The 25,086-nt window shown below is 67.6% G+C and carries 21 protein-coding genes; 11 read left to right on the top strand and 10 right to left on the bottom strand.

The features are described 5' to 3' along the window. The first annotated feature begins 171 nt into the window (after positions 1-171). Entirely contained in the window at positions 172-1,401 is a 1,230-nt protein-coding gene (locus ACPEH1_RS01720) for an aminotransferase class V-fold PLP-dependent enzyme (protein ID WP_166472804.1), read from the top strand. Between the two features lie 6 nt (positions 1,402-1,407). Here the strand turns inward: ACPEH1_RS01720 and ACPEH1_RS01725 are convergent, their stop codons facing one another. From ACPEH1_RS01725 to ACPEH1_RS01740, 4 genes are all read right to left on the bottom strand, one after another. Next, positions 1,408-1,809 (bottom strand): DUF4124 domain-containing protein, encoded by a 402-nt coding sequence (locus tag ACPEH1_RS01725; RefSeq protein ID WP_017357058.1) that lies wholly within the window; start codon positions 1,807-1,809, stop codon positions 1,408-1,410. 98 nt (positions 1,810-1,907) lie between these two features. Continuing rightward, positions 1,908-3,200, bottom strand: a complete 1,293-nt coding sequence (locus tag ACPEH1_RS01730) for a DUF445 domain-containing protein (protein WP_017357059.1) — start codon at positions 3,198-3,200, stop codon at positions 1,908-1,910. A gap of 127 nt (positions 3,201-3,327) precedes the next feature. Continuing rightward, the gene (locus ACPEH1_RS01735; RefSeq protein ID WP_423715134.1) at positions 3,328-4,203 is read right to left on the bottom strand and encodes a plasmid replication/partition related protein; all 876 of its coding nucleotides are present in this window, start codon (positions 4,201-4,203) and stop codon (positions 3,328-3,330) included. A 92-nt stretch (positions 4,204-4,295) separates the two neighbouring features. After that, positions 4,296-5,648, bottom strand: coding sequence for an aspartate aminotransferase family protein (locus ACPEH1_RS01740; protein WP_017357061.1), 1,353 nt, complete (start codon positions 5,646-5,648; stop codon positions 4,296-4,298). Positions 5,649-5,760: 112 nt separating this feature from the next. On the opposite strand from ACPEH1_RS01740, the gene ACPEH1_RS01745 reads away from it, so the two are divergent. Together ACPEH1_RS01745 and ACPEH1_RS01750 are read left to right on the top strand one after the other, a co-directional pair. Continuing rightward, positions 5,761-7,263 (top strand): aldehyde dehydrogenase, encoded by a 1,503-nt coding sequence (locus ACPEH1_RS01745; RefSeq protein ID WP_017357062.1) that lies wholly within the window; start codon positions 5,761-5,763, stop codon positions 7,261-7,263. A 106-nt stretch (positions 7,264-7,369) separates the two neighbouring features. After that, entirely contained in the window at positions 7,370-8,644 is a 1,275-nt protein-coding gene (locus ACPEH1_RS01750) for an MFS transporter (RefSeq protein WP_017357063.1), read from the top strand. Here ACPEH1_RS01750 and ACPEH1_RS01755 read toward each other — a convergent pair whose 3' ends face one another. Then, the gene (locus tag ACPEH1_RS01755) at positions 8,645-9,106 is read right to left on the bottom strand and encodes a bacteriohemerythrin (protein ID WP_017357064.1); all 462 of its coding nucleotides are present in this window, start codon (positions 9,104-9,106) and stop codon (positions 8,645-8,647) included. A gap of 70 nt (positions 9,107-9,176) precedes the next feature. Then, positions 9,177-10,529, bottom strand: coding sequence for a diguanylate cyclase (locus ACPEH1_RS01760; protein ID WP_312709627.1), 1,353 nt, complete (start codon positions 10,527-10,529; stop codon positions 9,177-9,179). A 243-nt stretch (positions 10,530-10,772) separates the two neighbouring features. On the opposite strand from ACPEH1_RS01760, the gene ACPEH1_RS01765 reads away from it, so the two are divergent. Further along, positions 10,773-11,183: a hypothetical protein gene (locus tag ACPEH1_RS01765; RefSeq protein ID WP_037591605.1), complete on the top strand. Its 411-nt coding sequence runs from the start codon at positions 10,773-10,775 to the stop codon at positions 11,181-11,183. 82 nt (positions 11,184-11,265) lie between these two features. Here ACPEH1_RS01765 and ACPEH1_RS01770 read toward each other — a convergent pair whose 3' ends face one another. Both ACPEH1_RS01770 and ACPEH1_RS01775 read right to left on the bottom strand, forming a co-directional pair. Then, complete coding sequence (locus tag ACPEH1_RS01770; RefSeq protein ID WP_017357067.1) at positions 11,266-12,861, bottom strand: MASE1 domain-containing protein; 1,596 nt, start codon at positions 12,859-12,861, stop codon at positions 11,266-11,268. Between the two features lie 466 nt (positions 12,862-13,327). Continuing rightward, positions 13,328-14,614 (bottom strand): NAD(P)/FAD-dependent oxidoreductase, encoded by a 1,287-nt coding sequence (locus ACPEH1_RS01775; protein ID WP_166472809.1) that lies wholly within the window; start codon positions 14,612-14,614, stop codon positions 13,328-13,330. A 141-nt stretch (positions 14,615-14,755) separates the two neighbouring features. Here ACPEH1_RS01775 and ACPEH1_RS01780 point away from each other — a divergent pair, with 141 nt between their 5' ends. The 7 genes from ACPEH1_RS01780 to ACPEH1_RS01810 all read left to right on the top strand — a co-directional run bounded on the left by ACPEH1_RS01780 (position 14,756) and on the right by ACPEH1_RS01810 (position 22,730). Beyond that, positions 14,756-15,514 carry a gamma-glutamyl-gamma-aminobutyrate hydrolase family protein gene (locus ACPEH1_RS01780; RefSeq protein WP_423715136.1) on the top strand — a complete coding sequence of 253 codons (759 nt, stop codon included), beginning with the start codon at positions 14,756-14,758 and terminating at the stop codon, positions 15,512-15,514. Further along, the gene (locus ACPEH1_RS01785; RefSeq protein ID WP_017357070.1) at positions 15,511-16,908 is read left to right on the top strand and encodes a glutamine synthetase family protein; all 1,398 of its coding nucleotides are present in this window, start codon (positions 15,511-15,513) and stop codon (positions 16,906-16,908) included. The genes ACPEH1_RS01780 and ACPEH1_RS01785 overlap by 4 nt, the downstream gene beginning before the upstream one ends. Positions 16,909-17,043: 135 nt before the next feature. Further along, entirely contained in the window at positions 17,044-18,147 is a 1,104-nt protein-coding gene (locus ACPEH1_RS01790) for a polyamine ABC transporter substrate-binding protein (protein WP_136004178.1), read from the top strand. 132 nt (positions 18,148-18,279) lie between these two features. Further along, positions 18,280-19,413, top strand: coding sequence for an ABC transporter ATP-binding protein (locus ACPEH1_RS01795; RefSeq protein WP_017357072.1), 1,134 nt, complete (start codon positions 18,280-18,282; stop codon positions 19,411-19,413). Further along, positions 19,410-20,321 (top strand): ABC transporter permease subunit, encoded by a 912-nt coding sequence (locus tag ACPEH1_RS01800; RefSeq protein ID WP_017357073.1) that lies wholly within the window; start codon positions 19,410-19,412, stop codon positions 20,319-20,321. Before ACPEH1_RS01795 ends, ACPEH1_RS01800 begins: the two co-directional genes overlap by 4 nt. Next, positions 20,318-21,163 carry an ABC transporter permease subunit gene (locus tag ACPEH1_RS01805; RefSeq protein ID WP_017357074.1) on the top strand — a complete coding sequence of 282 codons (846 nt, stop codon included), beginning with the start codon at positions 20,318-20,320 and terminating at the stop codon, positions 21,161-21,163. The genes ACPEH1_RS01800 and ACPEH1_RS01805 overlap by 4 nt, the downstream gene beginning before the upstream one ends. 202 nt (positions 21,164-21,365) lie before the next feature. Beyond that, positions 21,366-22,730, top strand: coding sequence for an NAD-dependent succinate-semialdehyde dehydrogenase (locus ACPEH1_RS01810; protein WP_017357075.1), 1,365 nt, complete (start codon positions 21,366-21,368; stop codon positions 22,728-22,730). Between the two features lie 79 nt (positions 22,731-22,809). Here the strand turns inward: ACPEH1_RS01810 and ACPEH1_RS01815 are convergent, their stop codons facing one another. Both ACPEH1_RS01815 and ACPEH1_RS01820 read right to left on the bottom strand, forming a co-directional pair. Then, positions 22,810-23,808 (bottom strand): magnesium and cobalt transport protein CorA, encoded by a 999-nt coding sequence (locus ACPEH1_RS01815; RefSeq protein ID WP_017357076.1) that lies wholly within the window; start codon positions 23,806-23,808, stop codon positions 22,810-22,812. Positions 23,809-23,823: 15 nt separating this feature from the next. Beyond that, positions 23,824-25,086, bottom strand: coding sequence for a DUF4105 domain-containing protein (locus tag ACPEH1_RS01820; RefSeq protein WP_017357077.1), 1,263 nt, complete (start codon positions 25,084-25,086; stop codon positions 23,824-23,826).

Consider the following 25,086-nt stretch of genomic DNA (forward strand, 5'->3'; position numbering starts at 1 on the left):
ACGGACGCGGATGGCGTGGGGCAGTACACGGGGCGAAGCGAGCCGGTGCACATCGCGCGGCACTGGCCGGGTGGGGCTGGGCATACAACCAATGCTTGAATGATAGTCATTATCATTACGTTCGACAAGCGTCATCAGTCCGTTCGATGGTGACGCTGCGATACTGTGGTGATGGACGCTTGCGAATGGCTTGACCGTGCCGACGTGCCGGACCCGAACGGGCGTACGCCCGACGACCTTGCCGCCGATGACCGGTGGTGGCAGCGGGTACAGGCGCTGTACGACCTGGACGATGCGGTGGTGATGCTCGACAACGGCTACTGGGGCGCGATGGCGCGGCCGGTGCTGCAGGCCTGCCAGGACTGGACGGCGCGGGTGAATGCAGGCAACGCCTGGTTCGGTCGGCGGGCATTTCCGCCGCTGCTGGAGCAGGCACGCGCGCAGGTGGCGGGGATGCTCGGCGTGGACCCCGACGAAATCGCGATCACGCGCGGTGCGACCGAGGCCATGCAGGTGCTGATCGCCGGGTACCGCCGGCTCTCGCCGGGCGACACGGTGATGCATGCCGACATCGACTACGACAGCATGATCACCGCCATGCAGTGGCTGGGCGAACGACGCGGGGTGCGCAGCGTAGCAATTGCCATGCCGGAGCCGTTCACCCACGCGGCGGTGCTGGAGACCTATCGCCAGGCGCTGGCGGCGCACCCGCGCACGCGGCTGCTGCTGTTGACCCACGTCAACCACCGCAACGGCATGCTGCTGCCCGTGGCGGATATCGCCGCGCTTGCCCGTGCCGCCGGGGTGGAGGTGGTGCTGGATGCGGCGCACGGCATCGGCCAGGTCGATACCGTGCTCCCGGCGCTGGGCGTGGCGTTTGCCGGCATCAATCTGCACAAGTGGATCGGCGCGCCGGTCGGGTTGGGCGCGTTGTACATCCGGCGCGACCGTATCGCCGATGTGGCCCCCTACCTGGGCGAGCATGACGACGGCCGTATCGATGCGCGGGTCCACACCGGCACGCTCAACTTCGCCGCGTGCCTGGCCCTGCCCACGGCGCTGGCCCTGCACGCGCGGATCGGCGTGGCCAACAAGCGGGCGCGGCTGCTGCGGCTGCGCAATCAGTGGCTGGAGGCGCTGCACGGGGACGACCGCATCGAACGGCTGGCCTCGCCGGACCCGCGTCTGTCCAGCGCGATCGCCGCATTCCGCCTGCGCGGTCAGACCACGATGGCGGCCAACACCGCTACCGCCGAACGCATGCTGCGCGGGCATGGTGTGTTCGTGGTGCCGCGCGACGGCCTGGCATCGGGCGCCTGTCTGCGCGTGACGCCCGGGATATTCACCCCGCCGGCGCAGATCGAGACGCTGGTGGCGGCGATACGTGCGGTGGCTGGCTGAGGCGGGTCAGCGCGCGGCGCAGGCCTGGCGTACCGCGTCGTTGACGCGCTGCGGAGCCTTCTGCCCGCTGAGGGTTTCGGCCAGATCGCGGCGGAAGCGCAGTTCCTCGCATTTCTCCGGATCGGCGGCCCCATCGATCACCGTGCCGCGGATCGGCGCAGCCGTGCGCCCGGCGTCGGCCTGCATGCGTTGGCGTGCCTCGTACAGTTCGCGCTGCGCGCGGCTGCGCTCTTCCCAGCTGAGCTTGGGGTCCTTGATGATCGGCCGCGTCACGCCGGTGTCCTGGTCGGCCGGGCAGGGCACCGACTGGTAGATGGTCTGTCCGTTGGCCGCGCATTTGTAGATGCGCCCGGCCTCGGCGTTGCCCGCCAGCGCGCACAGCGCCAGCAGCACGATGGTGTTGCGCATGGATCCCCCCAGGCAGGCCACTCCGGCCCCGAATGCGCCGCAGAATACGTGAGCTGCGGCACAAAAACACCCGGTCAAAGCGTCAAGTACGCCGTTCTCTACCAGTGCAGCCAGACGGTCAGGGCGTGCAGGAGCAGGCCGATCAGCCCGCCAACCAACGTACCGTTGAAGCGGATGAACTGCAGGTCGCGGCCGACGCTCAGTTCCAGCTGTTCCACCAGGTGGCGTTCGTCCCAGCCTTTGACGGTCTGCGCGATGTGCTGGGTGACGCCCTCGCGCAGGCGGCTGGTGAGACGTTCGGCGCCGTCCATCAGGTGCTGGTTGAGCGCCTCGCGCAGGGCCGGATCGTCCTGCAGCGATTGTCCGACCGCGGCCAGGCTGCGGCGCAGGTGGCCGGCCAGCGCCGAGTCCTCGCTGGCCAGGTCCTCGCGCAGGCTGGCATGGATGCGCGCCCACAGGCCCTGCACATAGTCCTGTACGGCAGGGTGGTCGATCATCTGCTGCTTGAGGTCCTCGACCCGGGCCGCCAGCGCCGGATCGCTGCGCAGGCGCTGGATGTACTGGCCCAGCCACATTTCGTAATCGCGCCGCAGCGGATGCTCCGGCTGTGCCAGGATCTGCTGCAGTTCGGCCAGCACCGCATGCGCGAGCCGTTCGGCCAGGCTGTCGCCGATTTCATCGATGGGTTTGACCCAGTTGACCGTGCTGGCCAGCTTGGGCCACTCGCGCTGGATGTAGCGCACGATCAGCGCCGACGCGCGCTGCTTGACCGCTTCGTTGCCCAGCCAGTCGCCGACCCGGGTCAGGCCCTCGTCCAGCACCCGCTGGTGCCGGTTGTCGGCGGTCAGCAGGCCCAGCAGCTCGCCGGCCGTGGCAGCCGCGTTCCATTGCCGCAACTGCTGGATCACGAAGGCCTGGATGCTGCGCCGGACCGCCGCCTCGTCAAGGAAATCCAGCGCCTGCAGCGCCCAGCCGCGCGCCATGTCGGCCAGCATCCGCGCCCGCGCGGGCTCGGCCAGCCAACTGCCCAGCCGGCTGGCCGGGTCGAACACCTGCAGCCGCGCCAGCAGCGCCTGGGGTTCCAGGAACTGGTCGCGCACGAATACCGCCAGGCTGTCGGCGATACGGTCTTTGCTGTGCGGAATGATGGCCGTATGCGGGATCGGCAGGCCCAGCGGGCGGCGGAACAGGGCCACCACCGCAAACCAGTCCGCCAGCGCACCCACGGCGGCGGCTTCGCAGAACGCGCCAACCCACGCCCAGACGCCTCGCTCGCCCATCCAGTGGCTGAGCACGAAGCCGGCCAGCATGGCCAGCAGCATCGCCAGCGCGATCAGTTTGAGGCGACGCAACTGGCGTCGGCGTGGGTCGGGGGTCGAAAGGGGCGTCATCCCGGCAGTCTACCCAACGGCAGGGCGTTCCCTGCCGAAACGCCGGGCGTGCGGACCAATCAACCGCACCCGCCCGGGGACCGCACTCCACCGCGATGCCGGCCGTTGGCCGGCAACGCGATGAACCTCAGGCCTCGGCCAGCTGCCGGCGCAACGCCGCCAACTGCTGGCGCAGGGTGTCATTTTCCAGCGTCAGCGCGATCACCCGCTGGCGCAGCTCGGCCGGGCCTTCGCCCAAGGCGGTGAGCGCATCGGCGATTTCGGCGGCGCGGCTCGGGTCGACCTCGGCGTCCTCGTCCGCACTGTGCAGCACCTCCTGCGCTGGCTTGCGCGGCTTGCGCTTGGCGTCGCGCACGCGCTTGGCGGCCTGCTTCAGCTCATCCTTGCCCGCCGCAGCCGCCGCGCGCTGCTCGTCTTCAGGCAGCGCCGTCACCGCGGCGGCGGCGCTGATCGAGATCACGCCGGTCTTCACCGCTTCCACCAGTTCCGGCGCGGCCTGCTTGTGGATGCGCTCGATCATCGTGACCTGGCTGTTGCTCAGGCGCGCTTCGCGGGCCATCTCGGCCCGGCTCACCTTCGGTGCCGGCGCCCACGGCGGGCTGTCGGCATCGTCGGCAGCCGCGTCGGCGGTGGCCGTGCCATCGCTTTCCTTCTGCAGCTGCGCCTGTTCCAGGCGATGGCGCTCGGCCAGGATGTCGCGTTTGCGCAGGGCCAGCACGCCGCGCTGGAAATCCGAGACGCTGCGGCGGCCCAGGTGCTGCTCGATCATCCACAGGTGCACATCGTCCATCGACTGGAAGCGCGTGTTCTGCACGGTCTGGAACGGGAGGTTGTGCTTGCGGCAGATGCCGTAGCGGTTGTGGCCGTCCACCAGCACATCGCCCCACAGCACCAGCGCATCGCGGCAGCCCTCGGCCAGGATGCTGCGCTCCAGCGCGTCGTGCTCGTCCGCGGTCAGTGGGTCGATGTAGGCCTTGAGTTCTTCTTTGACGACAATGTCCATGCAATCCGATACGCGAGCCAAACGTGACCGACCATTGTAGTGCCGGTCGCCCGCCGGCACCCTGATCGACATGAACCGCGTCGGGCTTGACATCACCGGGTGGCGCGGATCACCTCTCCCAGGATGTCCACGATCCGGTCGATCTGCGCCTTGTCGATGATCAGGGGGGGCGACAGGGCGATCACATCGCCGGTGCAGCGCACCAGCAGCTGCCCGTCGCGGAAGCAGCGCTCGAATACGTCATAGCCGCGGCTGCCCGGCGCGTCCTTGCGCGGCGCCAGTTCGACGGCGCCGATCAGACCGAACGTGCGGATGTCGATCACGTGGGGCAGGCCGCGCAATCCGTGCAGGCGGGTCTGCCAGTACTCGCCCAGTTCGATGGCACGCTGGAACAGGTGTTCCTCCGCATACGTGTCCAGCGCCGCCAGTGCGGCGGCGCAGGCCAGGGGGTGACCGGAATAGGTGTAGCCGTGGAAGAACTCGATCGCTCCCGGCGGACCCTGCATGAAGGCCGCATGGATCGCGTCGCTGGCCAGCACCGCGCCCATCGGCACGCTGCCGTTGGTCAGGCCCTTGGCCATCGTCAGCAGGTCCGGGGTGACCCCGAACCGCTGCGCGGCGAAGGCGTTGCCGACCCGGCCGAAACCGGTGATGACCTCATCGAACACCAGCAGGATGCCGTGCTGGTCACAGAGTTCGCGCAGTCGCTGCAGATAGCCCGGGGCTGGCAGGATCACGCCGGCCGAGCCGGCAATCGGCTCGACAAAGACCGCCGCGATGGTGGACGCGTCGTGCAGGGCGATCAGCCGCTCCAGGTCCTCGGCCAGCTCGGCGCCATACCGGGGCAGGCCGGGACTGAACGCATTGCGCTCCAGGTCCAGGGTATGGCGCAGGAAATCGCTGCCGGCCAGCAGCGGGCCGAAGGTCTTGCGGTTGTTGGGCAGGCCGCCGATCGACAGACCGCCAAAGCCGACGCCGTGGTAGGCCTTCTCACGGCCGATGAAGCGGGTGCGCTGCCCGTCGCCCCGCAGGCGATGGTAGGCCAGCGCGATCTTCATCGCGGTGTCGACCGCTTCGGAGCCGGAGTTGGTGAAAAACGCATGATTCAACGTCGCCGGCGCCAGCGCGGCCAGGCGCTGGGCCAGCACGAACGGCAGGGGCGAGCCCATCTGGAAGGGCGGCGCGAAGTCCAGCGTCGCCGCCTGCTGCTGGATCGCCTGCACGATGCGTGGCCGCGCGTGGCCGGCGTTGCAGCACCACAGTCCGGCGGCGCCATCCAGGATCGGGCGGTCGTCGACATCGTGGTAGTACATGCCCTCGGCCCGCACCAGCAGGCGGGGGGCCGCCTTGAACTGGCGGTTGGCGGTGAACGGCATCCAGTACGCGTCGAGATCGGCCGGCATCTGCCGGGACAGCGCGCTCAGTGACGATTCGGAACGAGGCATGGCGGCTCCGCAGGGTCTGGATGGTCACGACTCTATCGCAGACGCGTCACGGCGTGCCGTGAGGGCGGCAGGTATAACCGCGATAGCCCATCCGATCAAACGAGGAGCGTCCATGACCGCCGCACGCACCCGCGCCGACTGGCAGCGCCAGGCCGAGGGCCTGCACATCCCCGACCAGGCCTTCATCGACGGGCGCTACGTCGACGCCGCCAGCGGTGCACGCTACGCCTGCATCAGCCCGATCGATGGACGCGTGCTGGCACAGGTGGTCGATGCCGACCACCTCGACGTCGACCGTGCGGTCGCCGCCGCCCGTCGCAGCTTCGAAGCGGGCCATTGGTCGCGGGCCGCCCCGGCGCAGCGCAAGCAGGTGCTGCTGAGGCTGGCCGAGCTGGTCGAACGCGATGCGGACGAACTGGCGCTGCTGGAGACCCTGGACATGGGCAAGCCGGTGCGCGACGCGCGGCAGGGCGACCTGGCGGGGGTCCTGCGCTGCCTGCGCTGGACCGCCGAGGCGGTCGACAAGGTCTACGGCGAGGTAGCGCCCACGCCGCTGGATACGCTGGGGCTGATCACCCGTGAGCCGATCGGCGTGGTGGCGGCCATCGTGCCCTGGAACTTTCCGCTGCTGATGGCCTGCTGGAAGATCGCCCCGGCCCTGGCCGCCGGCAATTCGGTGGTGCTCAAGCCGTCCGAGCGCTCGCCACTGAGCGCGCTGCGGCTGGCGGCGCTGGCGGCCGAAGCGGGCGTGCCTGACGGTGTGTTCAACGTGCTGCCCGGCCACGGCCAGCGCACCGGTGAACCCCTGGCGCTGCACATGGACGTGGATGCGCTTGCGTTTACCGGCTCTACGGCAGTCGGCCGGCGGCTGCTGCAGTGCGCCGGCCAGTCCAACCTCAAGCGGACATGGCTGGAATGTGGCGGCAAGAGCCCGAATCTGGTGTTCGCCGACGCACCGGACCTGGACACAGCGGCGCAGGCCGCGGCCACCGCGATCTTCTACAACCAGGGCGAAGTGTGCACGGCAGGCTCGCGCCTGCTGGTCCAGCGCTCGATCAAGGATGCGTTCGTGGCGCGCGTGCTCGCCTACGGGCGGCACATGCAGCCGCAGCATCCGTTCGAGCCGGACGCCGCGATGGGCGCGCTGGTCGATGATGCCCACGCCGACCGCGTGCTCGACCACGTGGCGCGGGGGGAGGCCGAGGGCGCCCGCCTGCTGCTTGGCGGTCGGCGGGTGGAGGTGGTGGCAGGCGGCAGCTATGTGGAGCCCACCGTGTTCGATGAGGTCGACCCGCAGCACGCCATCGCCCGCGAGGAGATCTTCGGTCCCGTGCTCGCGGTGATTCCCTTCGATCATGAGGAGGATGCGCTGCGCCTGGCCAACGATTCGGTGTATGGCCTGGCCGCAGGTGTCTGGACGCGCGACCTCGGCCGCGCGCATCGCGTGGCGCGCGGCCTGCGTGCCGGCAGCGTCTGGGTCAACCAATGGGACGGTGGCGACATGACCGCGCCGTTCGGTGGCTACAAACAGTCCGGCATCGGCCGCGACAAATCCCTGCATGCCTTCGACAAGTACACCGAGCTGAAGGCCACCTGGATCCATCTGGGCGCGTAAACCGCCGCGGCGGGCGTCGGCGGCGGACAGTCACGTCTGCAACCATCGTCCCGCCGCAGGCAACGGGCGTGGCAGAATCCGGCAGCTGCCCCTTTTCGTGTGTCCGATGTCGACTCCTGCCGCGCCTGCCGTCAATTCGCCCCGCCGTGTGCTGCTGGCCAGCCTGATCGGCACCACCATCGAGTTCTTCGATTTCTACATCTACGCCACGGCGGCGGTGCTGGTGTTTCCGCACCTGTTCTTCCCCGACAGCAGCGATGGTGCGGCCCTGCTGCAGTCGCTGGCGACCTTCGCGGTGGCGTTCATCGCGCGGCCGGTCGGCTCGGCGGTGTTCGGCCACTACGGCGACCGCATCGGGCGCAAGGCCACGCTGGTGGCCGCGCTGCTCACGATGGGCGTATCCACGGTACTGATCGGTGTGCTGCCCACGCATGCCAGCATCGGCCTGTGGGCGCCCGCGCTGCTGGCACTGTGCCGGTTCGGCCAGGGCCTCGGGCTGGGCGGAGAGTGGGGCGGGGCAGTACTGCTGGCGACCGAGAACGCGCCGCCTGGCAAGCGCGCCTGGTACGGCATGTTTCCGCAGCTGGGCGCGCCGCTGGGCTTCCTGCTGTCGGCCGGCGTATTCCTGCTGCTCGGACGCGCGATGAGCGATGCCGACTTCCTGCAGTGGGGCTGGCGCGTGCCATTCCTGGCCAGTTCGCTGCTGGTCGCGGTCGGGCTGTGGGTGCGCCTGAACATCCACGAGACGCCGCAGTTCCAGGCCGCACTGGACCGCAACGAACGGGTGCGCCTGCCGATGTGGACGGTCATCTCCGCGCATCCGATGACCCTGCTGCTGGGCACGCTGGGCGCGTTCGCCACCTTCGTGCTGTTCTACCTGATGACCGTGTTCACCCTCGGCTACGGCACGACCGTGCTGCACTATGCGCGCGAGGATTTCCTGCTGCTGCAGATGGCCGGCATCCTGTTCTTCGCCGCCGGCATCCCGTTGTCCGCGCGCTACGGCGACCGCTGGGGCACGCGCCGGACGATGATCGTTGCCAGCGGCCTGATTCTGGCGTTCGGCGTGCTGTTCGCGCCGCTGTTCCAGGCCGGCAGCCCGTGGATGGTGCTCGTCTTCCTGTCGCTGGGGCTGTTCCTGATGGGGCTGACCTACGGCCCCTGCGGCACCTTCCTGGCTGAAATCTACCCGGTGCAGGTGCGCTACACCGGCGCGTCGTTGTCGTTCAACCTGGCCGGCATTCTGGGCGCTGCACCCGCGCCGTACGTGGCCACCTGGCTGGCCGAACGCTTCGGCCTGGTCGCGGTGGGCTACTACCTCTGCCTCACCGCGCTGGTCACCATCGTCGCGCTGCTGGCGATGGGCCGGCGGGCGCGCTGATCAGCCGAAGAAGCGCTTGAGCGTGCGGCCCAGCCAGCTGCCCTGCTGGTGCTCGCGGGCGAACTGGTTGAGGTGCTGCTTGACCTGCGGCGCATAGGCCTTGTCGTCGCCACGGATGTGGTTGAACAGCCAGCGCGACAGCATTGTGCGCAGTTCATCGGTGATGTCCTCGCCGGCCTGGAAACGCAGCCGGTACTCGGCCACGCGCTTGCCGAAGATCTCGTGCACGCGCTTGTGCGCGGCGCAGAACGGATAGCCGGCTTCCTCCATCAGCTCTTCCTCGAAAGCGAAGTGCGACATGGTGTAGTCCACCAGCTCGTCGATCACCTCGGCGACGGCCAGTCGCTCCAGGCTCTTCTGCGCGACATGCAGGTGGTTGAGCATCTCCACGATGCGCATGTGCTGGTGGTCGATGACCTCGATCCCGATGTTGAGATCGTCCTGCCAGACCAGAAGTGCCATGATGCGTTCCCTGTGCTTTTCAACTGGGCACGACTCTAGGCACGACGCGGCCAGGCCGCGTTGATCTCGATCAAGGCGCCAGCGCGGGTTCGCACGCGCGGGCGCCGGCACTGGTCGCGACCGTGGTGCAGTTGACCCGGTTGCGGCCGCCGGCCTTGGCCAGGTAGAGCTGGCGATCGGCTTCGGAGATCAGCCGGTGCAGCGAATCGTGCTGCGGGCGCAGGCAGCACAGCCCGATGCTGACGGTCATGCGCAGGGTCGTCTCGCCCAGGTTCACTTCCAGCGCGGCGATCGCCTGGCGCAGGCGCTCGAAGTAGGTCAAAGCCGCCTCCTGGTCCAGCCCCGGCACGAGCAGGCAGAACTCCTCCCCGCCGAACCGCGCGATCAGGTCCTGGTCGCGCGCGTGGGCGGCGACCGCAGCGGCCACCGCACGCAGCGCATCGTCGCCGGCCTCGTGGCCGTGGGTGTCGTTGATGTGCTTGAAATGGTCGATGTCGATCATCGCCACCGCCACCTGTTCGCCGTCCAGGTGCAGTTGCGGCAGCTGGCGCTGGCTCTGTTCCAGGAAGCAGCGGCGGTTGGGCAGCCCGGTGAGGAAATCGCGCGTGGCCAGGTCCTGCAGGGTGCCGATCAGCTCCAGCTGGTCCACGTTCTGCGAGACGCGGCAGAAGAACTCCTCGCGCGAAAATGGCTTGCGCAGGAAGTCATTGGCGCCGTTCTTGAGGAAGCGTGGAATCAGCGACGGATCGGTGTTGCCGGAAATGCCGATCACCGCGACCTTGTCGCGCGAGCGCAGCGTGCGCAGGCGGCGGGTGAACTCCACGCCTTCCATGCCAGGCATTTCCTGGTCCACCACCGCCAGGCGGATCGCCGGATGCGCCTCGATCGCCTTCAGTCCCTCGGCACCGTCGGCGGCCTCGTATACGTCGTGGCCGTACATGCGCAGCAGGGAGGCGGCGTACATCCGCGCCGACAGCGAGTCGTCCACCACCAGCGCGGCGATGCGCCGGTTGCGCTCCAGCCGCTGCACCAGCCACACGAGATAGTCGATGCTGCCGGGCGTGTTCTTCAACACGTAGTCGATGATCTGCTGCTGCAGCACACGCTTGCGCAGGTCTTCGTCGTAGACGCCGCTGACCACCACCGTGGGCAGCCCGCGCGACAGGAAGAACTCCACCACTCCATCGCGGTCGCCATCGGCGAGCACCAGCCCGGTCAGGACCAGGAACCAGCCCCGTTCCTCGTCCAGCAGCCGGCCCGCCTCGGCCAGGCTGGTGGCCACCGACACCGGTAGCTCCAGGCGCTGCTCGATCGCTTCGCGCAGCATGCTGGTGAACGTTCGCGAGTTCTCCACCAGCAGGATCCGCTGGGGCAAAGCATCACCGGGGTCGCTGTCGAAAGCGCCCTGCAACAGTGCCGGCATGAGGCGTACGCTCGGAGTCGAGTGGGTCGGCAGGGATAGCGGCCATTTCATATGAAACTTTAGGCGCGACGCAAGGCGGGACCAGGAGCATGATGGCCATCGGTCCGCCGGCAGGCAGGGCCAGCAGGACAATTGCGCCATTCCGGTTCGATATCGGGACGATGCGCAGGTAATATGCCAAGCGATGTTTTCATTGGCCCCAATCAGGAGGTGGACGTGCCTTTTCTACGTATAGGTAGTGCCGTGGCCAGCGTGATTCTGGCGGTGGTTCCGGCGTTGGCGTTGGCTCAGTCTGATGGTCACGGGGCTCCCCTGGCAAGAAGTGGGCTGGGCCAGACGCATCCAGTTGCCGTCAACCTGAGTCTCGACCCGGAGTGGCGGGTGTACGGGTTCCAGCGTGATGGCATCTCGTACTTCCAGGTCAACGATCTCGTTGGACGGGTGCAGTTGATCATTGGACGTGCGGATGACGCGTTCTGGACGCTGCCCGCTGGCGAAAGCCCGGCCCGTGTGTCGTTGCCACTGCAACGGGTCCAGACTCCGGCGAACGCAGCCAGGTCCGAGGTCTATCGGGGAGCCGGCTTTACGCTGGTTCGTTACGGTCATGGCGCCGATGCCGTCTGGTCGGTAGAGGTCGCAGACCAGCAGCCATAGCGTTCCGGGGCGCATGTGGCCATGACGCGCTGCCGCGTGATACGCGGCAGCATCCGTTCCTGCACACCGGGAACCGGTCTTCCTATTGACCAGACCGGAGACTCTCCCGAACCCAGTGCTGCTGGGGGAGGTCTGCCGCTCTGGCGGGTGTGCGCGTCGATGGCTCCGTCAGCACGATCCTGATCCGATTGCGGCGGCACTGCACAAGGCCGCCGTAGGCAAGCGGCAGGCCGGCCAGATGCTCATCGACCCTGGTGACGGTTGTTTCAGACAGCGTGTGTGCCGGATCGAGCAGTGCGACGACAACGAGGATTCCCCGCCGGGGCCCGAAGCGCCCGCAGCGGGCCCGGACCGTTATCTGTCCGTACTCGTGCTCGAGCAGCATGGAAACCGCTTCAGTGGTTCCCCGATAGGCGGCCAGTTGCAGCCCGGTGCTCAGGAGGCACGGGTCGCCTTCCAGGCGAGGCCGGGTCACCCGATTGCTCAGATCCCAGGATTCACGCACGCCGCCGGCCTGCAGCGCGACGTACAGGCCCAGCTGATCCAGTGTGGTGGGGTAGACCATGCTTGCCTGCGCACGGAACAGTCGTGAATGTACTGTTGCCGTGTTCAACAGCCTGCCTGCTATTTCATTGTGGCCGTGCAGTTTCAGCCAGTTCACCACTTCTTTGAGCGACACATCAATGCCGTCGCCGAGTTTCTTCAGGTGAAGCGCACGTTCGCGCAGGCCATTCTCGGTCGCGATATGTGAATTGCGGGCCAGCTTTATGGCCTTTCCCGCCCCGTCTTCATGGATCCGGTAGCGATGATAGTAGTGCGTGATGCGCGACCCGAACAGAAGAAGGGCGATGCCGGCCACAGCCAGGACCATCTGCGACGTGAAGGTCGTCGGATCAAACGCCAAAGGATGCGGCTTGGGTGTCGTCAGCCCGATGATGAGATTGAGTGATGGAACGGCCAGCGCCGCTCCACGCCACCCAAGCAGGCAGGTAAGTGCTATGGCCGGTAGTGCCAACAACAGCTGCATGCCGGTCTTGGCGGTCGCCGATTCTGCTGGAATCAGCGACGAGGAGATGCCGATCAGGATCATCACCGCCACGGCAATGATGCTCGGCGTCAGGAAACGGCCTGTCCGTGCGGGCTCCGCGCGCCTCAATGCCCAGAGCAGGGCAAGCGGGACCACCGTCAGGATGCCGATGAAGTCTCCCACGATGTAGCGCGCTGCGCCGGCCAGCAGCGGCACATCCGGTGTCGGCCAGAGCAGGTGCATCAGCGCCAGGTTCAACGATGTAACGGCGACGGCCGATGCCGCGCCAACCGAGAGCAGCCAGACCTGGGTGGTGGCGGCCATCATGCGGCGATGCAGTCGTACGATCAGTGCCACTGTGGGCATCAGGGAGACGGAAGCGAGTATCACCCAGGTCAGCCCGTACTTTTCCACCATCGGGTAACGCATCTGGGCAAAGTAGGCGTACTCGCCGAGGAACAGGTAAGGCCAAAGGCGTGGCGGGCAGAGCAGCAGCGCGGCCACCCGTATGCCCGCAGGCAGGTAGAACTGGTCGAGGGACAGCTTGCGCGCGCCCCAGCATGCAAAGGCATACACAACTGCGAGAGCAAGTCCGACCGGGCGGATGTGCAGCTTCAGCTGAAGACCATCTTTCCACCATTCGCCTCGCACGCCTTCCCTCCTGTCCGTGCCCCGTCAACATCCATGCGGCGCAATACACTATGAGTGGACGGTATCCACACGGGAAGGATTATGCAATTGCGCAGGACAGTTGCCGGATTGCGGTGACCGTGGGTTTCAGCAGACGCGGCGCAGCATTCGGCCTTGAGTGTGATTTGCGTCTCTATTTTCTCTGCGGGTTGCCGCAGCGCACGTGGGTATATAGGCCGATGACGTGCGCTCCGGCAGGCGAGGGCATATACCGCGGCCAGAGCGAGGCCAGCGGGCCGAATGCGCAGGTTCAGTTGACGTCCGTTTCTCCACCAGTCCCATCGTGCGACGCCCCGGCGTGTCGTATGAGGCCGGTCTTCCGTCGCGGCGGAGAATCCATCCAGACGGCATTCCCGGAGAACGGGTCAGTATCGGCAGTTTCCAGCGGTTGCAATCGCGACGGGAAACTGCGCGCGATCACCTCCGATCACCACAACGCGTCGCGCAGCTTGTACCAGGACATCGCCGCCACCAGCAGCGGGGTGCGCAGCGCACGCCCACCCGGGAAGCGGCGGTGCGGGATACGGGCAAACACGTCCAGCCGTTCCGACTGCCCCGCGATGGCCTCGGCCAATATCACGCCGGCCAGTCCCGCGGCCGCCACGCCGTGGCCGGAGAAGCCCTGCGCGTAATACACCGTGGGGTCCAGGCGCCCCCAGTCGGGCGCGCGGTTGCGGGTGATATCCACCAGGCCGCCCCAGACATAGTCCATTCCCACATCGGCCAGCTGCGGAAACACCTGGTGCATGCGCCGCGTCATCACGCCGCGCAGGCCCGGCGGCGGCAGCGCCGAGTAGCTGGCCCGGCCGCCGAACAGCAGCCGGTGGTCGTGGCTGAGACGGAAGTAATCCAGCGCCCAGCTCACGTCGGCCACCGCCATGTCGTTGCGGATCAGGGCCTGCGCGCGGGCCTTCCCCAGTACCTGCGAGGCACCGATATAGGTGCCCACCGGCATGATCCGTGCTTCCTGCGCCGGCGCGATGCCCTGCAGCAGGGCGTTGCCGGCGATCACCACATGGCTGGCGCTGACGCTGCCGGCGGCAGTGCGCAGCCGCGGGCGCGTGCCCCGTTCCAGCCGCAGCACCGGCGAGTGCTCGTGGATGACCGCGCCGGCGCATGCCGCCGCGCGTGCCAGGCCCTGCGCATAGGCCAGCGGATGCAGGTGGCCGCTGGCAGCATCGAACATCGCCCCGCGATAGCGCGGACTGTCCAGCTGCTGCTGGAGCTGGCTGCGGTCCCACCACTGCAGTGGATAATCGTAGCGTTCGGCCAGTGCGACCAGGCCCGCGCGCAGCCCGCGTTCCTGGCGGGCGTTGATCGGCACGCTGGCATGGCCGTCCCGCCAGTCGCACTGGATCTGGTGGCGCTGGAGTCGATCGCGCAGCAGGCGCATGCCGTCGCGCGAAAAATCGAACAGCAGGCGGGCATCGGCCGGGCCGACCAGGCGTTCCAAGGTGTCCACTTCACAGCCATAGCCGACGATGGCCTGGCCACCATTGCGTCCGGACGCGCCCCAGCCGACGCGCTGCGCTTCGAGCACGATCACCCGATAGCCGCGCCCGGCCAGCGCGAGCGCGGCGGACAGGCCGGTGTAGCCGGCACCCAGCACGCAGACGTCGGCGACATGGTCGCCATGCAGCGGCGCATGCACGGCCACGTCCGGCACGCTGTCGGCGTACCAGCTCGGCGCATGCGCGACGGCGGTGCTGCTCATGCGCGGCACCGGCAGGGAAGGGAGGGGGCGTCAGTCATGCGCACAGCATGCCAGCAACGCCGGCAACGCATCGTGGAGGTCGCGCTTGCATGGCCCGCGCGCGTCGGCGTACCGTGCAGCCAGGTCATCCGAGCACGATGCATGGACCCGTCACCCTGGATCGGCCTGCCCACCGACAGCCTGCAGCTGGGCCATCACCGGTTTGCGATGGCGGGCGAAAAGTACGTGCAGGCGCTGGTCCAGGCGGCCGGCGTGGTGCCGGTGCTGCTGCCCAGCCTGCACCCCGCCTTGCCGGCCAGCCCCTGGCTGGACCGCCTGCAGGGGCTGCTGCTGACCGGCGCGGTCAGCAACATCGACCCCCGTCACTACGATGGTCCACCGTCCTGGCCTGGCAACCCGCACGACCCGGCGCGCGATGCCAACGCGTTCGCGCTGCTGCAGGCGGCGCTGGCGCGTGACCTGCCGGTGCTGGCGATCTGCCGCGGCTTCCAGGAGCTCAATGTCGCGCTGGGGGGCAGCCTGCACCCACGGGTGCAGCGGGTGCCGGGCATGCTCGACCATCGTGAAGACCCCGCTGCCACGGTCGACGTGCAGTACGGGCCGGCCCACGCTGTCGTGCTCACACCGGGCGGTTGGCTGGCCGGCTGGGCGGGTGCGGAGACGGCGAGGGTCAACTCGGTGCACGGGCAGGGCATCGCGCGGCTCGCGCCGGGGCTGCAGGTCGAGGCGCGGTCGCCGGACGGTCTGGTCGAAGCCGCGCGCAGTCCCACGCATCGTTTCGTCCTCGGCGTACAGTGGCACCCGGAATGGCGTGTCGCCAGCGATGCGTTCTATCACAGTATTTTCCGTGCCTTCGGCGATGCTTGTCGCCGCTACTCCTCTACAGCAGAACGGTCATGACCACCCGAACGCGCTCGCGCAAGAAATCCGCCACGCCGCCCGTCCCGCAGGAGAGCGTGCTGTTGCGCTGGCTCAAGGACCGGCGCATCACCGAAGTGGAGTGCCTGGTGCCGGACATCACCGGCAATGCGCGCGGCAAGATCATCCCGGCTGACAAGTTTTCCCACGACTACGGCACGCGCCTGCCCGAGGGCATCTTCGCCACCACCGTGACCGGCGAGTTCCCCGACGACTACTACGAACTGACCTCGCCGTCGGATTCGGACATGATCCTGCGCCCGGACCCGGACACGGTCCGCATGGTGCCGTGGGCCACCGATCCCACCGCGCAGGTGATCCACGACTGCTACACCAAGACCGGCCAACCGCACGAACTGGCCCCGCGCAACGTGCTGCGGCGGGTGCTGGACGGCTACACCGCACTGGGCCTGCGCCCGGTAGTGGCACCGGAGCTGGAGTTCTTCCTGGTGCAGAAGAACACCGACCCGGACTTCCCGCTGCTGCCGCCCGCCGGGCGCTCGGGGCGCCCGGAGACCGCACGCCAGTCCTATTCCATCGATGCGGTCAACGAGTTCGATCCCATCCTGGACCTGATGTACGACTACTGCGATGCGATGAAGCTGGACGTGGACACGCTGATCCATGAATCCGGTGCCGCGCAGCTGGAGGTCAATTTCACCCATGCCGATGCGATGGACCTGGCCGACCAGGTATTCCTGTTCAAGCGCACCATGCGCGAGGCGGCGATGCGCCACGGGGTGTACGCCACCTTCCTGGCCAAGCCGATGGAGACCGAGCCGGGCAGTGCCATGCACATCCACCAGAGCCTGATACGGATCAGCGACGGCCACAATGTCTTCAGCGGCGACAACGGCGGTGAGGACTTCAGTCCGATCTTCGGCCACTACCTGGCGGGCCTGCAGAAGTACGTGCCGATGGCGATGGCGTTCTTCGCCCCCAACGTGAACTCGTACCGTCGGCTGGTGTTCGGCGAGGTGTCGCCGAGCAACGTGCATTGGGGCTTTGACAACCGCACCTGCGGGCTGCGCGTGCCGATGGACACCCCGGAGAACATGCGCGTGGAGAGCCGCTTCGCCGGGTCGGACGCCAACCCGTACCTGGCGATGGCCGCGACGCTGGCGGCCGGCCTGCTCGGCATCCGTGAGCAGGGCTCGCCGACCGCGCCGATCGGCGGCAGCGCCAAGGAGCTGGGCTACGACCTGCCGCGCTCGCTGGGCGAGGCGCTGGACGGGCTGGAGGGCTGCCCGGAACTGCGCGACATGCTTGGCGAGCGCTTCTGCCGGGCCTATGTCTCGGTCAAGCGCAAGGAGTACGAGACCTTCTTCCGCGTCATCAGCTCGTGGGAGCGCGAATTCCTGCTGCTCAACGTCTGAAGGCCGTGACGCACCCGGTGCGGCAAGGCCGTGAGGGCCGCGTGCTGGGAAAATGGGCGCGCGCCCGGTAGGCTGGCACCCGTCTTGCCGGTCCGGCCGGTTCCCCCATCTCGCACCTGACCTGTGGAGAGTCCGATGAAGCTGCGAATCCTCACCCTCGGCATTGCCGTGTCCCTGCTCAGCGCCTGTGGCGGCGGCAAACAGGAAGACGCCAAGGTGCTGAACGTCTACAACTACAGCGATTACATCGCCGAGAACACCATTCCGGACTTTGAGAAGAAGACCGGGATCAAGGTGACCTACGATGTGTTCGACAGCGATGAGATGGTCGAGACCAAGCTGCTGGCCGGTGACAGCGGCTACGACGTGGTGGTGCCGACGCTGAACTTCTTCGGGCGCCAGATCAAGGCCGGTGTGTTCCTGCCACTGGACAAGAGCAGGATTCCGAACCTGGGCAACCTCGACCCGGAGATGATGAAGCGCATCGCCCAGCAGGACCCGGGCAACCAGTACGGCGTGCCCTACATGATCGGCACCACCGGGATCGGCTACAACGTGGAGCTGCTCAAGCAGCGTTTCGGGGGCAGCACCGAGATCGCCAACAGCTGGGATCTGGTGTTCAAGCCGGAGAACATCGCCAAGATGAAGGACTGCGGCGTGACCATTCTGGACACCCCGTCGGACATGATCCCGATCGCGCTGCATTACCTGGGCGAGGATCCGCACAGCAACGACCCGGCCACCCTGCAGAAGGCGGCCGCGCTGCTCAAGAGCATCCGCCCGTACGTGCAGAACTTCCACTCCTCGCAGTACGTGGGCTCGCTGGCCAACGGCGGTACCTGCCTGGTGGTCGGCTGGTCCGGTGACATCATCCAGGCCCGTGACCGTGCCGCCGAGGCCGACAACGGCGTCACCGTGGCCTATTCGATCCCGCGCGAGGGCGCGCCGCAGTGGTTCGACATGCTGGCCATTCCCAAGGACGCCAAGCACCCGGAGGCCGCCTACGCCTTCATCAACTACCTGCTCGAACCCAAGGTCGCCGCGGCCAACACCAACTTCATCCACTACGCCAACCCGGTGACGGCGGCCACGCCGCTGGTGGACGCGGCCATCCGCAACGACCCGACCATCTACCCGCCGGCCGACGTGGCTGCCAGAATGTTCACCTACTCGATCAACACCCCGGAAGTGGACAAGCTCTACACGCGGCTGTGGACCGAGGTCAAGACCGGGCGCTGAACCGCCCCCGTCTGGTACACCCCTTCAACCGCCGGCCCTGTGCCGGCGGTGTCGGTTGCGGCCCATGACGCGGCCGACACCGCTAAAATGGGATCCTCCCCCCGTCCCGACGCGCGCCCGGAGCCGCTCCCCATGCCACTAGAAGCCAAGCCGGAAGGCGAGGTCGTGCCGGTCCTCGAACCGGGCTATCTGTCCATCCGCGCGCTGCGCAAGGAGTTCGACGGCTTCGTCGCGCTTGACGACGTCAGTCTGGACGTGAAGAAGGGCGAGATCTTCGCCCTGCTGGGTGGCTCGGGCAGCGGCAAGTCGACCCTGCTGCGCTGCCTGGGGGGCTTCGAGACGCCCACCGCCGGCAGCATCGACCTGGATGGCCAGCGCATCAATGCGCTGCCGCCGTACCAGCGCCCGATCAACATGATGTTCCAGTCCTACGCGCTGTTTCCGCACATGACCGTGGAGCAGAACATCGCGTTTGGCCTGAAGCAGGACGGAATGGCGCGCGATGCGATCCGTACGCGCGTGGGCGAGATGCTGGAGCTGGTGCAGATGGGCAGGCTGGCCAAGCGCAGGCCGCACCAGCTCTCCGGTGGCCAGCAGCAGCGCGTGGCGCTGGCGCGATCGCTGGCCAAGGGGCCCAAGCTGCTGCTGCTGGACGAGCCGATGGGGGCGCTGGACAAGAAGCTGCGTTCGCAGATGCAGCTGGAGCTGGTCAACATCATCGAGACCTCGGGGGTGACCTGCGTGATGGTCACCCACGACCAGGAAGAGGCCATGACGATGGCCACCCGCATTGCGGTGATGGACGCTGGCTGGATCCAGCAGGTCGGCAAACCGGACGAGATCTACGAGCAGCCCGCCAACCGCTTCGTCGCCGAGTTCATCGGGTCGGTGAACCTGTTCGACGGCGTCATCGACGAGGACCTGCCCGAGTACGTCACGGTGCGCACCCCGCTGTTCCCGGCGCCGATCTATGTCGCCCACGGGATCACCGGTTACGAAGGCCAGCCGGTCGCCTTCGCGCTGCGTCCGGAGAAGGTGATGATCGGCAAGGACGAGCCCGAGGGCGCCACCAACAAGGCCCAGGGCGTGATCGAGGACATCGCCTATTTCGGCAGCCATTCGGTGTACCACGTGCGCCTGCCCAGCGGCGCCAAGGTGCTGTCCAACTTCGCCAACTCGCAGCGCTGGGCCAGCGACGGGCTGACCTGGGGCGACAGCGTGTGGGTGCATTGGCGCGACAACGACGGCGTGGTGCTCACCGCATGAACGCCACGGGCTGGAAGCGTTGGCTCCCCGGCACGCGCAGTGGCGTGATCGCTGCGCCGTACCTGTGGCTGCTGCTGTTTTTCGCGGTGCCATTCGTGATCATCCTGATGATCTCGTTCGCGCGCACCCAGGTCGGTTCGCCGCCGTACACGTGGCTGCTGGAGTATGTGGACGGCGCGTTTTCGCTCAAGCTCAACCTCGGCAACTACGCCGCGCTGGTCAAGGACAACCAGTACGTGCTGGCCTACCTGAGCTCGATCAGGATTGCGCTGGTCTCCACACTGCTCACGCTGCTGATCGGTTATCCGATGGCCTACGTGATTTCGCGGATGTCGCCGGCCGCGCGCAACGTGGCCATGATGCTGGTGGTGCTGCCGTCGTGGACCTCGTTCCTGATCCGCGTGTACGCGTGGATCGGCATCCTGGACCGCAACGGCCTGCTCAACCAGTGGTTGATGAAGCTGGGCCTGATCGATGCGCCGCTGCAGATCCTGTACACCCCGACCGCCGCGTACATCGGCATCGTGTACTGCTACCTGCCGTTCATGGTGCTGCCGCTGTACGCCAATCTGGTCAAGCTCGACCATCGTCTGCTGGAGGCCGCCTATGACCTCGGCGCCAAGCCGTGGCGGGCGTTCCTGAGCATCACCCTGCCGCTGTCGCGCAGCGGCATCGTCGCCGGCTGCATGCTGGTGATGATCCCGGCGGTGGGCGAATTCGTGATTCCCGAAATGCTCGGTGGGCCGGACACGCTGATGATCGGCCGGGTGCTGTGGGGCGAGTTCTTCAACAACCGCGACTGGCCCACCGCCTCGGCGGTGGCGATCGTGATGCTGGCGCTGCTGCTGGTGCCGATCCTGGTCTTCAACCGCTTCCAGCAGCGCGAGCTGGAAGGGAAGCTGTCATGAGCATGGTGCGCGGCAACCGCTGGCTGGGCTGGGGCGTGCTGGGGCTGGGCTTTGCCTTCCTGTACCTGCCGATCCTGCTGTTGATGGTGTATTCCTTCAACGCCTCCAAGCTGGCCACGGTGTGGTCGGGGTTCTCCACCCGCTGGTACGGTGAGCTGTTCAACAACCGGCAGATCCTGGATGCGTTGTGGATCAGCCTGGAAGTGGCGTTCTGGACCGCCACGGCTGCGACGGTGCTGGGCACGATGGCGGCAATGGTGATGACCCGTTTCCGGCAGTTCCCGGGCAAGACGGTGTTCGGGGCGCTGATCACCGCGCCGCTGGTGATGCCGGAAGTGATCCTCGGGTTCTCGCTGATGACCCTGCTGGTGTCGATGGGCGGCATTCCCGGTTTCCCGAGCCGCGGCGTGGTCACGATCTGGATCGCGCATGTCACCTTCACCCTGTCGTTCGTAACGGTGGTGGTGTCCTCGCGCCTGCAGGAACTGGACCGTTCGCTGGAAGAAGCGGCGATGGACCTTGGGGCAGGGCGCCTGAAAGTGTTCTTCCAGATCACCCTGCCGATCATCGCACCGGCGCTGGTGGCCGGCTGGCTGCTGGCCTTCACGCTGTCGCTGGACGACGTGGTGATCGCCAGCTTCGTGGCAGGCCCGAACTCCACGACATTGCCGATGAAGGTGTTCGCCTCGGTGCGCATGGGCATCAAGCCGGAGATCAACGCGCTGGCCACCCTGATGGTGCTGGCGGTGTCGGTCGCCGCCGTGATCGGCTGGTACATCACCGCGCGCGGCGAGAAGCGCCGCCAGCGCGATCTGCAGATGGCGCTGCAGGACAAGGGGTGAGGCAACGGTCCTGCCAACCCAGCCACGCCGGCGCCCGGCAACGCATCCCCACCATGCCCGCCCGGACGAAGCGATTGCCCGCGCTGTGGCTCTGGCTCCTGCGACGCCATGACGCACCCCCAGCCCGGCGCCCGCCAGCCGCGGCAACATCCGGATCACACCTCCGGGCGCAGAATGACGGTCTGTCTTCCGGAGTACCACGATGACCGTTGAAATCGTCAATCCCGCGACCGGCCAGGTCACGTACCGTCACGAACTGCTTGATGCCGCCGGGATCGAACAGCGTCTGGCGGCGGCGGCAACTGCCTTCCCGCTGTGGACGGCGCGCTCGCTGCAGGAGCGTGGTGGCATCCTGCGCGGCATCGCCGCGCAGCTGCGTGCCCGCAGGGATGACATCCAGCAGGCGATGACCGGCGAAATGGGCAAGCTCAAGGGCGAGGCGCTGGCCGAAATCGAGAAGTGCGCGCAGGCCTGCGAGTACTACGCCGACCACGCCGCCGATTACCTCAAGCCGCAGTTGATCGACACCGAGGCCCAGCGCAGCTACGTGCGCTACGAGCCGATCGGCTGCGTGTTCGCGGTGATGCCGTGGAATTTTCCGATCTGGCAGGTGTTCCGCTTCCTCGCCCCGGCATTCATGGCCGGCAACGTGGCGCTGCTCAAGCACGCCAGCAACGTGCCGCAGTGCGCCGATCTGATCCTGGCGGTCTGCCGCGATGGTGGCCTGCCGGACGGTGTGTTCGATGTGCTGCATATCGACAACGACCAGGCGGCCGAGGTGCTGCGCGACAGGCGGGTCAAGGCGGTCACGCTGACCGGCAGTGAGCGCGCGGGGCGCTCGATCGCCGCCAATGCCGGCGACCAGCTCAAGAAGTGCGTCATGGAGCTGGGGGGCAGCGACGCGTTCGTGGTGCTCGACGACGCCGACCTGGACAAGACCGTCGCCGCCGCGGTGAAGTCGCGGTTCGACAACAGCGGGCAGACCTGCATCGCCGCCAAGCGTTTCGTGGTGGTCGATGCGATCGCCGATGCCTTTGTGGCGAAGTTTGTCGCGGCGGCCGCCGAGCGCGTCTACGGCGACCCGCAGGATGACAGGACCACGCTGGCGCCGATGGCGCGTGCCGACCTGCGCGATGAGCTGCACAGGCAGGTGCAGGCCAGCGTGGCCAAGGGCGCCACCGTGCTGCTTGGCGGCGAGCCGGTGGCCGGTTCGCATGCCGGTTACCCGGCAACCATTCTCGACCATGTGGCACCCGGCATGCCGGCCTATGACGAAGAGCTGTTCGGACCGGTCGCCGCGATCCTGCGCGTGCGCGATGATGCCGACGCGCTGCGCGTGGCCAATGACACCACCTTCGGTCTTGGTGGCAGTGTGTGGAGTGGCGATCCGGTGCGTGGCGAAGCGATCGCCAAGCGCCTGGAATGCGGCGCCGCATTCGTCAACGCCATCGTCAAGAGCGACGCACGCCTGCCGTTCGGCGGCACCAAGCGCTCCGGCTTCGGCCGCGAGCTGGCCGACCACGGCATCCACGAGTTCATGAACATCAAAACGGTCTACGTCGCCTGACGACGCGGGGCGAGGTGGCGGCCCGCAAATACTGGAACGGGCGTGGCCGGCATCTGCGGGAGCCGGCCAGCGGCCGACACTACAGCCAGCGTACGCGCTTGAACAGGCGGTACAGGCCCACGCAGACCGCGCCCACGCCGATGATCATCGCCGGGTAGGCCCACGGCTTGTCCAGTTCGGGCATGTGGGTGAAGTTCATGCCGTACCAGCTCGTGATCAAGGTCGGGGCCGCGAGGAGTGCGGCCCACGCGCCCAGGCGCTTGACCGTCTCGCCCTGGGCCAGGGTCACCAGCGACAGGTTCACGCTCAACGCGGTGCCCAGCATCTCGCGCAGGGTGTCGATCACATCGCTGATGCGCACGGCATGATCGTGCACGTCGCGCAGGTACAGCTTGACCTCGTCCGGCACCAGTTCGCCCTGGTAGCGCTTGATCTGCGAGAGCATGTCCTGCAGCGGGGCCACGGCCATGCGCATCTTGTTGAGGTCACGCTTGAGTTCGTACAGCCGCACCACGGTCTGGCGCTTGTAGCGGTCGGCGAAGATGTCCTTCTCCAGCAGCTCCAGCGTGTCGCGGTAGCGCTGGGTGATCGGCAGGTAGTTGTCGACCACGAAATCCAGCACCGCGTACAGGCAGTACGAGGGCCCCATCCGGCGCAGCAGCTCCGGCTCGCGTTCCACCCGCGCGCGCGGCGCGGCGTAGGACAGCGACGCGCCGTGGCGCACCGTGACCAGGAAGCGCGGGCCGAGGAAGGCATGGGTCTCACCGTATTCGATGCGCTCGTCGACCATCTGCGCGGTGGTGACCACCACGAACAGCGAATTGCCGTACGCCTCCACCTTCGGACGCTGGTGCGCGTTGCGCGCATCCTCGATGGCCAGCGAGTGCAGGCAGAACTCTTCCTGCAACTTCAGCAGCACGCGGTCGTCAGGCTCGTACAGGCCCACCCAGACGAAGCCGTTGCCGCTTTCGATCACGTCGCTGATCGCATCCAGGCTGATGTCGTGGCGCTTGCCCTGGTCGTCGTAGTGCACGCAGTTGATGACGCAGGCGGGATTGGCGATCGGGACGGTCTGCATGGCGGGCATCGTGCGTCAGCGGGTCGTGACGGGCAAGTCACGGCGGCCCAGTGCCCAGGCCAGGGCGATGTGGATCGGCAGCAGCAGCACGATCCACTGCAGGTTGTACTGCGCCTGCAGGGTCAGCCAGTGCAGGACCAGGCCCAGCCCGGACAGCAGGGCCACCGCCCACAGCACGGCGCGGAAGCCGCGCCACGGCTGGCGGCCGCGCAGCAGGCTGATGGCGCCGGGCAGCAGCAGCAGGCACAGCGGCGAGAGCTGCAGCAGGTTGCGGTTGGCCCACGCAGCCTGGTGGGCACTGAAGCCCCACAGGTAGGTCAGCAGCGCACCGGCAATGCCGCAGAACAGCCAGAACGGCAGCGCGATGCCGCCCAGCCAGCGCCGCCGCGCACGCAGCGCCACCACGCCCGCGGCGGCAATCAGCCCACACAGCAGCCAGGGCCACCAGCGGCGTGCCGATTCGGCCGGCTCCGGTGCGATCCGGTGCGGCAGCAGCACCTGCTCGGCCTGCACCAGCGGGCGACCGTCGCTGTTGCGCGCCTGGCGGAGCGCATCGGCCAGGCGCATCGGCACGAACGCTTCCTGCCAGCGCGACAGCGGCGCATCGGCGAACGGTCCCAGACCGATATCGAAGCCCAGCCACATCCAGGGCGACGGCGAGGCCAGCCGCACCGATTCGCTGCGGTAGGTGTTGCCGCGCGAGCGCCCGGACAGCTGTGAATGCAGTCCGCCGCCGAGGGCCTGGTCAACCGCGTCGCGCACCATCGTGGCGCAGTTGGCGGTGTAGTAGTCGTAGTGGTAACGCGCATTTTCCGGCTTGGCGCGCTCGGCCAGCGAAGCGGCCAGTGCGCGCGCCTGCTGCGGGTCCAGGTCCAGCCACTGGATGCTCGCGCCGCGGCCGCTCTCGCGGTAATAGGACAGGTCCTGCTCCAGCGGCAGCGCCACCAGGTAGTACATCATCTCGCCGCGCACGAAGCGGCCGATGAAGTCCGGTTCGGACGGATCGAAGTAGCCGAAATTGTAGGAAGTGGCCGCGCCGGTCACCGGGTCCACCACCACCAGCGCATCGTGGCCGAAGCGCTCGAAGAAGATCTCGCCCGGCTGCATGGTCACCACGCCGATGCGCGGTGCGGGCGTGGCAGGGTCAGCGGCGACAGGCGCCGGCGGCGGGGCAGGGGCCTCCTGGGCCAGCGCCATCGACGGCAGGCTGGCCAGGGCAAGTACCCACGACAGGAACAACAGGCGGCACAACGGCCACCGCATCAGCAGGGGCCGCAT

Origin of the sequence: Stenotrophomonas sp. NPDC077421 (assembly GCF_049545505.1) — a bacterium.
Taxonomy (GTDB): Bacteria; Pseudomonadota; Gammaproteobacteria; order Xanthomonadales; family Xanthomonadaceae; genus Stenotrophomonas; species Stenotrophomonas nematodicola.